At 38.0% G+C, this 12667-nt stretch carries 10 protein-coding genes, 1 tRNA gene and 1 rRNA gene; 9 read left to right on the forward strand and 3 right to left on the reverse strand.

Annotated features, from left to right (window positions below):
* The first annotated feature begins 23 nt into the window (after nucleotides 1-23).
* From J2Z40_RS15015 to J2Z40_RS15045, 7 genes are all read left to right on the forward strand, one after another.
* Nucleotides 24-1508: an aldehyde dehydrogenase family protein gene (locus J2Z40_RS15015; protein WP_066397105.1), complete on the forward strand. Its 1485-nt coding sequence runs from the start codon at nucleotides 24-26 to the stop codon at nucleotides 1506-1508.
* Between the two features lie 306 nt (nucleotides 1509-1814).
* On the forward strand, nucleotides 1815-2741 hold the full coding sequence (gene opp3b / locus J2Z40_RS15020) for an oligopeptide ABC transporter permease (protein WP_066397103.1): 927 nt from the start codon (nucleotides 1815-1817) through the stop codon (nucleotides 2739-2741).
* Nucleotides 2741-3754 (forward strand): oligopeptide ABC transporter permease, encoded by a 1014-nt coding sequence (gene opp3C, locus J2Z40_RS15025; RefSeq protein WP_066399480.1) that lies wholly within the window; start codon nucleotides 2741-2743, stop codon nucleotides 3752-3754. Before opp3b ends, opp3C begins: the two co-directional genes overlap by 1 nt.
* A 12-nt stretch (nucleotides 3755-3766) precedes the next feature.
* Complete coding sequence (locus J2Z40_RS20045) at nucleotides 3767-5764, forward strand: dipeptide ABC transporter ATP-binding protein (protein WP_066397100.1); 1998 nt, start codon at nucleotides 3767-3769, stop codon at nucleotides 5762-5764.
* 125 nt (nucleotides 5765-5889) lie between these two features.
* Complete coding sequence (locus J2Z40_RS15035; RefSeq protein WP_342590342.1) at nucleotides 5890-6156, forward strand: DUF3899 domain-containing protein; 267 nt, start codon at nucleotides 5890-5892, stop codon at nucleotides 6154-6156.
* Nucleotides 6157-6211: 55 nt separating this feature from the next.
* The gene (locus tag J2Z40_RS15040; protein ID WP_066397094.1) at nucleotides 6212-7279 is read left to right on the forward strand and encodes a M24 family metallopeptidase; all 1068 of its coding nucleotides are present in this window, start codon (nucleotides 6212-6214) and stop codon (nucleotides 7277-7279) included.
* 29 nt (nucleotides 7280-7308) lie between these two features.
* On the forward strand, nucleotides 7309-8985 hold the full coding sequence (locus J2Z40_RS15045; RefSeq protein ID WP_066397091.1) for a peptide ABC transporter substrate-binding protein: 1677 nt from the start codon (nucleotides 7309-7311) through the stop codon (nucleotides 8983-8985).
* Nucleotides 8986-9154: 169 nt separating this feature from the next.
* On the opposite strand, the gene J2Z40_RS15050 is transcribed toward J2Z40_RS15045, so the two are convergent.
* Together J2Z40_RS15050 and J2Z40_RS15055 are read right to left on the reverse strand one after the other, a co-directional pair.
* Nucleotides 9155-9227: transfer RNA gene (locus J2Z40_RS15050), tRNA-Ala, on the reverse strand.
* A gap of 91 nt (nucleotides 9228-9318) precedes the next feature.
* Nucleotides 9319-10014 carry an MgtC/SapB family protein gene (locus tag J2Z40_RS15055; RefSeq protein ID WP_066397088.1) on the reverse strand — a complete coding sequence of 232 codons (696 nt, stop codon included), beginning with the start codon at nucleotides 10012-10014 and terminating at the stop codon, nucleotides 9319-9321.
* A gap of 115 nt (nucleotides 10015-10129) precedes the next feature.
* On the opposite strand from J2Z40_RS15055, the gene J2Z40_RS15060 reads away from it, so the two are divergent.
* The gene (locus J2Z40_RS15060; protein ID WP_066397087.1) at nucleotides 10130-11041 is read left to right on the forward strand and encodes a DMT family transporter; all 912 of its coding nucleotides are present in this window, start codon (nucleotides 10130-10132) and stop codon (nucleotides 11039-11041) included.
* A gap of 589 nt (nucleotides 11042-11630) precedes the next feature.
* Here J2Z40_RS15060 and J2Z40_RS15065 read toward each other — a convergent pair.
* Nucleotides 11631-12002: a DUF488 domain-containing protein gene (locus tag J2Z40_RS15065; protein ID WP_066397083.1), complete on the reverse strand. Its 372-nt coding sequence runs from the start codon at nucleotides 12000-12002 to the stop codon at nucleotides 11631-11633.
* A gap of 476 nt (nucleotides 12003-12478) precedes the next feature.
* Here J2Z40_RS15065 and J2Z40_RS15070 point away from each other — a divergent pair.
* Nucleotides 12479-12667: ribosomal RNA gene (locus J2Z40_RS15070) — 16S ribosomal RNA — on the forward strand; the annotation flags it as partial.

Genomic DNA, 12667 nt, shown 5'->3' on the forward strand with positions numbered 1-12667 from the left:
ATGAAAATGAAGGAGGAATATCATTGTTAACAACACAAATAGAATTAAAACCAAAGGTAAAAGCGTTCCTTGAAGGGAAGATTGAACTATTTATCAATGGGAAATACGTGCCTTCTGTCAGTGGGAAAAAGTTTGAAACGTATAACCCTGCAACAGAAGAAGTGCTAGCTGTCGTAAGTGAAGCAGATGAAGAGGACGTTGACTTAGCGGTGAAGGCAGCTCGTCAAGCATTTGAAAAAGGGCCCTGGCCAGATTTAAGTGCAGCTGAGCGAGCACGCCTCATTTATAAGTTTGCTGATTTACTAGAAGAAAATAGAGAAGAATTGGCACAGTTAGAAGCATTGGATAACGGAAAACCCTATCAAATCGCTCTGGAGGATGATATCCCTGCAGCAGTAGAACATTATCGTTATTATGCTGGCTGGGCAACAAAGATTCTAGGTCAAACCTTCCCGATCTCAAAGGATTATCTGAACTATACGAGGCATGAGCCAATTGGGGTTGTCGGTCAAATTATTCCTTGGAACTATCCGTTAGTAATGGCAGCATGGAAAATGGGGGCAGCCCTAGCAACTGGTTGTACGATTGTACTAAAACCAGCGGAGCAAACCCCATTATCCCTTATGTATTCTGCCCAGCTTTTTAAAGAGGCAGGATTCCCTGATGGTGTCGTTAACTTTGTTCCTGGATTTGGCCAAACTTCAGGTGCTGCAATCGTTAATCATCCGGATGTAGATAAGGTAGCATTTACAGGATCAACCGTAACGGGTAAATACATTATGCGCCAAGCGGCTGAAACGGTTAAGCATGTGACGTTGGAGCTGGGTGGGAAATCACCGAATATTATCCTTGAGGATGCTGACTTATCCGAAGCTATTCCAGGAGCTTTTAATGGCATCATGTATAATCATGGCCAGAACTGCAGTGCTGGCTCTCGTGTATTTGTTCATCGTAAGCATTATGACAAGGTTGTCGACGAACTTGCCAAAATGGCTGAAAACGTCAAGCTAGGTGCAGGAATGGAAAAGGGGGCTGAAATGGGTCCGCTCGTTTCTGAAAAGCAGCTGGAGCGTGTACTTGGATATATTGAAAAGGGAAAAGCGGAAGGTGCAAGAGTAGCAGCAGGTGGAGAAAAAGCGTTTGATAAAGGCTATTTCGTAAAGCCAACCATTTTTGCTGATGTGACAGATGAAATGACGATTGCAAAGGAAGAAATTTTTGGTCCCGTTGTTGCTGTCCTCCGATTCGATACAGTGGAAGAAGTAATCGAGAGAGCAAACAACACGCCATATGGACTCGCAGCCGGAGTGTGGACAGAAAATGTAAAAACGGCACATAGAGTAGCCAATCAATTAAAAGCAGGTACGGTTTGGATCAATGACTACAATTTAGAAGATGCGGCAGCACCATTTGGGGGCTATAAGCAATCAGGCATCGGACGTGAAATGGGTTCTTACGCATTAGATAATTATACCGAAGTGAAGTGTGTTTGGGTGAAATTGAAATAACTTATCTATTAAACTTTGTAATTAATTCTTTAACTTGGGACAAACGGACAGCATGAATGTTAAAGGCTGTCCGTTTTGTTCAGTGTAACGTGAATAAGAGCGGAATAGATTTCATTTGCCCATTTTTCATTTAAGCATTATAGCAATATTTGTTTTCGGAATATTCCGTTATATCCAGTGGAATTGGAGGGGAAATTGTGTAGCGACTTTATGAACTCTATTATTTCTAGAATCTAGTTATTTCTAAGGGATGGTAATCAAATTGATCAATTGCTTTATATTTTACATATAAATGGAGGTGTGAAAATGGGCCGCTATATTTTTGGAAGAATTGGCTATATGCTCATCACATTCTTGGTTATTGCCACATTTACTTTCTTTTTAATGCAAACCTTACCGGGTTCACCATTTAATGATGAAAGGCTTTCCGAGTCGCAAAAGGAAAGATTGTATGAAAGATACGGCTTGGACGAGCCTGCTCCCATTCAATATGTTAAGTATATGACAAATATTTTTAAAGGAGATTTCGGCGTTTCTTTCCAATATGATGGCCGTGCAGTGACAGATATTATTGGTGAGCGGATTGGGGCTTCAGCTGTTTTAGGGGCGCAGTCTCTTTTATTCGGCTGCATAATTGGAATCATTCTAGGAATTATTGCTGCTATTAAACATAATACGGCAATTGATTATATGGCAATGCTTATTGCTGTAATTGGATTATCTGTTCCCAATTTTGTATTTGCTGGGTTATTGCAATATTGGGTAGGGGTAAAGCTGCAATGGCTTCCAGTCGCATTTTGGGAAGGCTTTGAATATTCCATATTGCCAACAATTGCATTGTCTGTTTTTGTTATTGCTACGATCGCAAGATTCATGCGAACGGAGATGCTTGAGGTGCTGGGGCAGGATTATATTGTAACTGCAAAGGCTAAAGGATTGAACCAATTTGCAATTGTCATGAAGCATGGGCTTCGAAATGCTGCCATTCCGATTATCACAATCCTTGGTCCTATGACTGTTTCCCTTTTGACAGGCACCTTAGTAATAGAAAAAATATTCAGTGTACCCGGGCTTGGTGAGCAATTTGTCAAATCGATCATGACGAATGATTTTCCTGTCATCATGGGAGTTACTTTATTTTATAGCATTTTATTTATCGGTGTTGTGTTAATCGTTGATATTTTATATGGAGTCATTGATCCAAGAATAAGATTATCTGGGGGGACAAAATGATGATTCCAAATAATAAAGAGATCACCGATGATTTGTTCCAACCAGCAGAATCAGAGAAATCCAGAGAAGTTATCTTACGTCCGAATATAACCTATTGGCAAGAAGTATGGAAACGCTTTCGAAAGAATAAAGCTGCATTTGTAGGATTAATCTTGATTGCAATAATTCTAGCTTTAGCTATATTTGGCCCTTATGTAAATCAGCATGGGTATGATGAGCAAGATTTAACGAGGGCAAATCTACCACCAAAAATCCCGGTTCTCGAACATGTTTCGTGGCTTGGCCTAAACGGAATGGATATTCAAGGTGTTGACCGTTATGAAGAAAACGGAATTTCTGAAAATTTTTGGTTTGGCACCGACAATTTAGGCCGGGATCTATGGACGCGTGTTTGGGAAGGAACACGTATTTCATTATATATTGCTTTTCTAGCAGCGATTATTGATTTAATTATTGGTGTTGCATATGGAGGGATCTCTGCCTATTACGGTGGCAAGGTCGATAATATCATGCAAAGAATTGTGGAGATCTTAGTTGGCATTCCGAGCTTAATCGTAATTATTCTCCTCATTTTAGTTCTACAGCCTGGGATTATTTCGATTACTTTAGCAATGGTCATTACAGGTTGGGTTGGAATGGCAAGAATTGTTCGCGGCCAAATACTTAAGCTTAAGGAACAGGAATATGTATTGGCATCAAGAACATTAGGTGCTAAGGATCGACGTTTAATTTGGAAACATTTAATTCCAAATTCAATGGGACCAATAATTATTACAACCATGTTTACAATCCCAACTGCGATTTTTACAGAGGCATTTTTAAGCTTTATCGGCTTAGGGCTCCAGCCACCAATTGCATCATTAGGGACACTTATAAATGATGGCTATAAATTATTGCGAATCTATCCGCATATGCTTGCATTTTCTTCCATTATTATCAGTATGGTTATGATTAGCTTTAATTTAATTGGAGACGGACTTCGAGACGCCTTAGACCCTAAAATGCGCAAATAGGAGGATAAAAATGTGGAAAAAATACTAGAAGTAAATAATTTACAAGTATCCTTTGATACGTATGCAGGGGAAGTAAAGGCGGTTAGAGGCGTTTCATTTCACCTTAATAAAGGAGAAACGCTTGCTATTGTGGGTGAGTCAGGTTCTGGAAAATCTGTTACGTCTAAAAGTCTAATGAAGTTGATTCCGAATCCTCCAGGAAGAATAGTCAACGGGGAAATCTTGTTTGAAGGGAAAGATCTCGTCCATTATTCCGAAAAACAAATGCAAAAAATTCGTGGGTCAGAAATCTCAATGATTTTCCAAGATCCTATGACATCACTTAACCCAACGATGACCATCGGAAAGCAAATAATGGAAAGTATTATTAAACATCAAAATGTATCAAAAACAGAAGCAAGGAGAAAAGGAATTGAACTGTTAGAAATGGTAGGGATTCCTCAGGCTGAAAACAGGTTTTCTTCTTACCCGCATCAATTCTCTGGTGGCATGCGGCAACGTGTAGTAATTGCGATGGCTATCTCATGTAATCCGAAAATTCTTATTGCAGATGAACCGACAACCGCCCTTGATGTAACCATTCAAGCGCAAATATTAGAGCTTTTAAAGGATTTACAGAAAAAGATGGGTACGTCCATTATTTTCATTACCCATGATCTAGGTGTTGTCGCCAATATTGCAGATCGGGTTGCTGTAATGTACGCAGGGAAAATCGTTGAAATTGGAAAAGTAGATGAAATTTTTTATCATCCTGAACATCCTTACACATGGGGATTATTAGGGGCAATGCCAAACCTAAATGAAGATGCTGGAGAGCTAATCACGATTCCCGGTTCACCTCCTGATTTATTAAATCCGCCACTCGGGGATGCTTTCGCAGACCGAAACCGCTATGCGATGAAAATTGACTATCAAATGGAGCCGCCGATGTTTAAGGTATCTGATACCCACTATGCATCTACATGGCTGCTGCATGAAAAGTCACCAAAGATTATGCTACCAGATGTTCTAAAAAAACATCGACAAACTGCACCTAGAGGAAAGCAAAATGAACATTTGGCTAAAAGGAAGGAACAAAGAGAAAAGCTTCTGGAAATCAAAAATTTAAAACAATATTTTACTTCAGGTACAAATTTGATAAAGGCTGTGGATGGGATTGACTTTGATATTTATAAAGGAGAAACGTTTGGGCTTGTAGGGGAATCTGGTTGTGGAAAGTCAACGACAGGCCGAACGATTATCCGGCTGTATCATGCCACAGATGGGGAGATTCTATATAACAATGTCAATATTCACAATAAAAAGTCTTCTTTAGATACACAAAAGCTGAATCAAAAAATTCAAATGATTTTTCAGGACCCATACTCCTCATTGAACCCAAGGCAAACAGTGGCGGATATTATTGCAGAAGGAATGGATATACATGGACTTTCCATAAATAGAAAAGAAAGATTAGAAAAGGTGTATGACCTATTAGAAACGGTCGGGTTAAACCGTGAGCATGCGAATCGCTATCCACATGAATTTAGCGGAGGACAGCGTCAGAGGATTGGAATAGCGAGAGCATTGGCAGTAGATCCGGAATTTATCATTGCGGATGAGCCTATTTCTGCCCTTGATGTGTCCATCCAAGCTCAGGTTGTCAATTTATTAAAAAGGCTGCAAAAGGAAAAGGGTTTAACCTATCTATTTATTGCTCACGATCTTTCTATGGTGAAGTACATAAGTGATCGAATCGGGGTGATGTATAAAGGGAGAATAGTAGAATTAGCTGAAAGTAATGAGCTTTACCAAAATCCATTGCATCCATATACAAAGTCATTGCTCTCAGCCATTCCATTACCTGATCCAGAAACAGAGAAGACAAGGAAGAGAATAAAATTTGATGAAAAGCTGATTTGGAATGATGAGGGAGAAGAACCTGTTCTAAGGGAAGTGAAGCCAGAACATTGGGTGTCATGTACGGAACAGGAATATAACGATTTCAAAAATTACTTTGATGTTATTTAATAGCAGCAAATAAATGAAAGGAGGGAGAAGCGATTATAAAAAAGATATGTCTATTCATCGTACTCTCTCTATCATTCTCATCCATTAGCTCCTTTTTTTCAACTCATGGAAAATGGCTGTTCTTTATTAATTCTCTCTTTTTTATTGCGCTGCTGTTATTAATGATCGGTGGGATTCTAGTTGTACTGAAAGGAGGACTGTTTGACGGGATCCTTTACAGCTTTAAGCAATTTTATAAACGAACATCTAAGTTAGAAGAATATGTTACTGAACAAACAGAGAGAATACATGATCCTACTCATAAGACTGGTTTGAAAGATTTATATGTTTATCCACTGATTATTTCAGGAGCTATGTTGTTCATTTTCACGCTTTTTGCAGCTGTAATTTAAGAATAAATAGGCTGAGTTATTCTATGACAATGGCTATGTTAGGAGGAGAGAAACGGTGAAAAGACTTGATAAATTAAGAGACATGTTTGCTGAACTTGGCATAGACGCTATGTTGATTACGAATGATCAAAACCGCAGATATATGACAGGCTTTACGGGTACGGCAGGTCTCGTGCTGGTGACCAAGGAAGAGGCTTTTCTAGTTGTAGATTTTCGATATGTGGATCAAGCAACCGAACAAGCAAAGGCGTTCTCAATCATTGAAGTTAGTACAAAAGCTGACTTACTAGAGGAAATTGTTCGGCAAACAGACAGACTTAAGGTTGCAAAACTCGGTTTCGAACAAAATCATGTAAACTACTATTCTTATACTGAATATAACGAGAGAATCAATGCCGAAATGATCCCACTATCAAATGCAATTGAAAGCTTGCGAATGATAAAGGATAAAGAAGAAATAGCGGCGATAAAAACGGCGGCAGAAATTGCAGATGCTGCCTTTACTCAACTATTAGATTTTATTAGACCGGGTGTAACAGAAATTGAAGTTTCAAATGAATTGGAATTTTATATGAGAAAACAAGGAGCTACATCATCTGCGTTTGACATAATTGTTGCATCAGGGTTCCGTTCAGCTTTTCCCCATGGGGTAGCAAGCAATAAAAAAATCGAAAAAGGGGAGATGATCACGCTCGACTTCGGTGCTTATTATCAAGGATATCGGTCAGATATAACAAGAACGGTTGCAGTTGGGGAACCGAATAATGATTTAAAGGGAATCTACACTATTGTTTTTGAAGCGCTTTCTAAGGCACTTTCTAGTATTAAACCTGGGATATTAGGAAAAGAGGCTGATGCATTTAGCAGGGATTACATCACTGAAAAGGGGTATGGAAAACAATACGGGCATGGCTCTGGGCATGGAATTGGATTAGATATACATGAGGAGCCGTTTAAAAATGCGAACTGTGAAATTCGTCTGCAGCCTGGCATGGTTTTAACTGTAGAACCAGGAATCTATATTCCAAAGCTTGGTGGCGTAAGAATAGAAGACGATATCTTAATCACTCAAGATGGGAATGAAGTGCTTACACATTCGCCTAAGGAATTAATTATTTTATAACTCAAAATACTAGTAAGGGGGAAACGAAATTGAAAATAAAAGGCGCGATTATTATTGCTTTCATGCTGTTAGTAAGTTCCTTTTTGGCAGGGTGTTACGGGGGAGAAAGTAAACAGTCGTCATCAACAGGTGAAAAATCTGAAGGCGGTTCTAGTGAAGAGTTAGCTGAACAAGTGCTTAATCTTGTTGAGGGCGGAGAACTGCCTACTCTCGATACACTTGGATTATTTGATGCTCTTTCTAGTCGAACAATGAATAATATCTTTGAAGGGCTATATAGGCTTGATTCATCTCATGCACCGACTCCTGGCATGGCAGAAAGTCATGAGGTTAGTGAAGATGGAAAGGTGTATACGTTCCATCTTCGTACAGATGCAAAATGGAGCAATGGCACAGGGGTTACTGCAAAGGACTTTGAATTCGCATGGAAAAAGGCAATAAATCCAGAGACACTATCAACCTATTCGTATCTTTTTAATGATATAAAAAATGCGGCAGCCATACAGGATTCGGAAGATAGTCTGTATGGAAAGGTAGATGAATTTGGCATTAAAGCAGTAGATGATCATACATTCCAAGTGGAATTAGACCATCCAGTCCCATATTTCTTAAGCCTTATTACTTATCCAGTGTTTTTTCCGCAAAATCAAGAATTTGTTGAGTCACAAGGAGATAAATATGCACTTGAAGTAGAAAACCTTATTTATAATGGACCTTTTGAGCTGGAGTCATGGGAGCATGAAGTTGGCTGGGTGTATAAGAAAAATTCTAATTATTGGGATGTCGATACAGTTAAACTCGATACAATCAATGTAAAGGTTGTTAAGGAAGCAGCAACAAAAGTGAATTTATATGATACTGGCAAAATAGACTTAACAGAAATCACCTCAGAGTTCATTGACCAATATGCAAGTACACCAGATTACAGCACACTGCTAAAACCAGAAGTATTCTTTATCCGAATGAACCAAAATAATCAATATTTAGGCAATGTGAATATACGTAAAGCGATTGACATGGGGTGGGATAAAAAAGCAGCGGCTGAAAATCTATTAAATAATGGTTCTGTTCCAGCTTATTATCTAGTTCCTAAGGATTTTGCCTTCGATGAAAGCGGGAAGGATTTCCGTGCAAAATACGAGGGGTTTAATGAAGAGGGAGTCGAAAAAGCAAAAGAGTATTGGGAAAAGGGTTTAGAGGAACTTGGCGTGGATAGCATAGAGTTAGAGTTTCTAAGCTATGACAGTGAGGAAAGAAAGCGAGTGAGCGAGTATTTCAAAAATCAGCTAGAAACGAATTTACCTGGTCTGACAATAAAAATCAATCAGCAACCGAATAAGCAGAAGCTTGAGCTTGAATCAACCATGCAATATGACCTTACTTATTCTGGCTGGGGACCTGACTTCCAAGACCCAATTACTTTTATTGATCTCTATTTATCAGATGGGCCAAATAACTGGTCAAATTATGGAGATGAAAATTTTGACCATCTTGTCATGGAAGCCAAAACGAATCCAACAGATACGGCTAAGCGATGGGAAAATATGCAGGAGGCTGAGAAAATTTTAATCGAAGAGGATGCAGCCATTTCACCTATGTATCAATCAGGTTTGGCTCAGCTTAAAAAGCCTTATGTTAAAGGCTATGTTGCTCACCCATTCGGCGTATTTGCTTCATATAAATGGACATCTATTGAGGGGAAATAATTTGAATTATTTGGTTCAGGCTTCTTTATCCAGATGGTAAGGAAGCCTGTATCCTTTTTTAAATTCCTTATTAATTGGTTAACTGATTAGTCGATGTATAAGTCTTAATTGATTTACAAGAATGGAGATAAAAGAAGAAAAACCCTTGAATATCAAGGGTTTTTTGTTATGGAGCATAGCGGGATCGAACCGCTGACCTTTTGGCTGCCAGCCAAACGCTCTCCCAGCTGAGCTAATGCCCCGGTTAATGGATATAAGAAAATTATATCGGCAACCGGGATGCTTGGCAAGAGTTAAAATCTCACTTTATAAAAGAAACGATAGAAAAGGAAGCTAGCTAAGGCTTTCGACCTCCACGCTTTTAACCCCATTAAGCTGAGAGACGCTGTAATAAACATCTGTAATGCTTTTCTTTTGGTTAACAGTTACGACAAGTTGAATAAGGTGTTTTTTCTCTTCTAAATCTTTAATGCGCACCCGTTTAATAGAAATCTTTAAATCTTTGATGGCTGATAGGATTTCTTCTATATTTTCTTTATTTGTGACTTTAAGCTGGAGAGTAATTTCTTTTTCTCTTAATTTTCTTGGGCCGATAAGTCCAATGACGAATGGGATGAATTCGACACTAATAATTAATAGAGCAACTCCAGCCATCGCTTCGATATAGAAACCCGCACCGACAGCGATGCCAATTCCTGCTGCTCCCCAAATTAGTGCTGCAGTTGTCAGACCAGAGATGCTATCATTTCCCCTTCTTAAAATAACCCCTGCCCCCAGAAAACCAATTCCTGAAACGATTTGCGCAGCTAAACGCAAAGGATCCATTGTAATATTGACTCCTTCTTTTCCTGGGAACATATACGCAGATTCGATGGATACGATCGTTAATAGACAACTTACAATAGAGATGACGAGACTTGTTTTTAAACCAACAGGCTTTCTTTTTAGCTCTCGTTCTATACCGATGACGAGGCCAAGAAAAGCGGATATGCCTAACTTTATTAATATTTCTATTTCTATATTGCTCATGATTTATCCCTGCTCCTTATTGTATTTTAGAATAGGGGCTATAAAAGCATAGTAAAAAGTAATAAAATAGAATAGATTTTGAATGAAAGTACAAATAGATAAGGAGAACAGATAAATGTCAGACACAAAAGTAAATCCTTATGCTGTTTTGGCTATAGGTGTCATATCGGTATCAACATCAGCGATCCTCGTAAAAGTATCAAGTGCACCCTCGGGTGTCATCGCCTTTTACCGATTATTTTTTTCCGTTCTAATTATGTTGCCGGTATTCTTAATAAAATATGTTCCTGAGCTGCGTCTTATTACAAGACGGGATTGGATCTTTTCAATCGTCGCAGGGGTTTTCCTAGCATTTCATTTTATTCTTTGGTTTGAATCATTGAATTACACCTCTGTTGCGAGCTCAACTGTGTTGGTGACCTTACAGCCTTTATTTGCTTTTCTGGGAACTTATTTTTTCTTTAAAGAAAAGTTTTCTTGGAAAGCGATCCTAAGTGGGCTGCTTGCTGTCTTTGGCAGTGTCATTATAAGCTGGGGAGATTTCAAAATTAGCGGTTCTGCCCTTTTTGGTGACTTTTTAGCATTAATCGCTTGTGCCTTAGTTACAGCCTATTTAATGTTTGGCCAATCAGTAAGAAAGAGATTGTCCTTAGTTACTTATACATTTGTGGTATATAGCATTAGTACAATTACGCTATTAATCTATGTGCTCATTAGACAGGAACCATTAGTTCCTTATGCTACTAATGATTGGGTCTATTTTATTCTTCTAGCAATTATACCAAATTTACTTGGCCATACATTATTTAATTGGTCGTTAAAATGGCTCAGTACATCAACCATTTCAATGGCTATATTGTTCGAACCAGTTGGTGCAGCGATACTAGCGTATTACTTATTACAAGAGGCAGTCGTTTGGACACAAGCTCTTGGAGGTGCGATTGTAATTGGCGGAGTCTCCTTATTTTTACTAGATGAGCGAAGAGTAAGAATGAAGGAAATGAGGAAAAAGACCGTGTCAGAGTAATTCATTATGGAGCGGAAATCAAGCACTGCTCACAGTGTTTTCATCCACAACAATTTTCGCTAAAATAGTTTAATAAAAAAGGAATCCTCTAGTTGTAAATGAGTGATTCCTTTTTTTTAGATAAATACATGGGATAAGCCAAAGAAAATAAAGCCTGCAGTTACTGCTAATAGAAATGTGCCTCCATATACTTTCTCTTCTGAATTTGTTATTTTAATCCCTTCTATAAATGAATATAAGAGTAAAAAAACTGCCATGATTACAGACAGTAATAACGCTCCTGTTTCCAGTAGTCCCACACCTTTCGAATGTGATAGAGTTAATAGAATGTATGTCGCAAATGCTAGTTCTATGCCTTATTTATTTAAATGTAAGAGTAAAATCGCCGTAGATTGCTTTAGAATTAACGTTATTTTTGTGGATAAAGAGGATATTTTTATCCACAACCTGTGTATAAGACGGTGGATTACTTTTATATTCCTGTTTGTATTGTTAATAAGTATGTGTATAGAAAGGATAACAAACGATTTCACAGTATTCGTCCGATTGGGTTATCTAAGTAGAAGGCTTGCTTTTTTATTTAAATGAATCAATATGTATTCAACTTACGCAGTAATTCTTCTTTTAAAATATATGCGTTATTATGAATTGGATCTTTTGCAGCGTATACTAGTGTAACTATATCTTCTGAAGCGATAGAGCAAATCCTTTCAACTTGTTGGGATTTGATAGAATCATTTTGCAGTTCTTCTAGATATTTGCTGCGAAACGCATCAAATAGTTCAGATCGATGTCCAAACCATTTTCTGAGCTTATCGCTCGGTGCTACTTCTTTTGCCCACATTGCTAGCTTTGCTTCATTTTTTGAAATGCCTCTAGGCCATAGACGATCAACTAGAATTCGATAACCATCTTTTGGTTCGTAGGGTTCATAGATTCTTTTTATATAGATCTCTGTCATAGTTCCCTCCACAATCTTTTTTACAGGTCCAAGATATATAATTGCTTTGGCTTATTATTCGAATACAATCTATCTAAATAATTATAGTACGAAGCTTTTATTAACTTATATAGAACAAACGAATATATTTGCGATTATTCTTGGAGATTAAACCTTATCTTAAAAGTATATATAAGAAAAGAAGTAATCTAATCTTGATCCATAAAGTATTTTTATTAAATGATTTAAATTTTTATTAGAAATTATATTGCAAACATTTTTAGTTCGTGTTATATTGATTCTCGTCCTTAACAAACAACATTATTTTAAAAAAACTTTTCGGAAATAGTTATTGACTAAAATTGAGGATGCGTGTTATATTAATAAAGTCGCTTCTGAGCGATCGAAACAAAAAGACAAAATTGCTCTTTGAAAACTGAACGAACAAAAAACGTCAACGTTTAAACTTATTTTTTATTTTAGAGCTAATCAACTCTTTATTGGAGAGTTTGATCCTGGCTCAGGACGAACGCTGGCGGCGTGCCTAATACATGCAAGTCGAGCGAATCTGAGGGAGCTTGCTCCCAAAGATTAGCGGCGGACGGGTGAGTAACACGTGGGCAACCTACCTGTAAGACTGGGATAACTTCGGGAAACCGGAGCTAATACCGGATAATTCTTTTCCT

Origin of the sequence: Cytobacillus eiseniae, from assembly GCF_017874625.1 — a bacterium.
In the GTDB taxonomy this organism is placed as follows: domain Bacteria; phylum Bacillota; class Bacilli; order Bacillales; family Cytobacillaceae; genus Cytobacillus; species Cytobacillus eiseniae.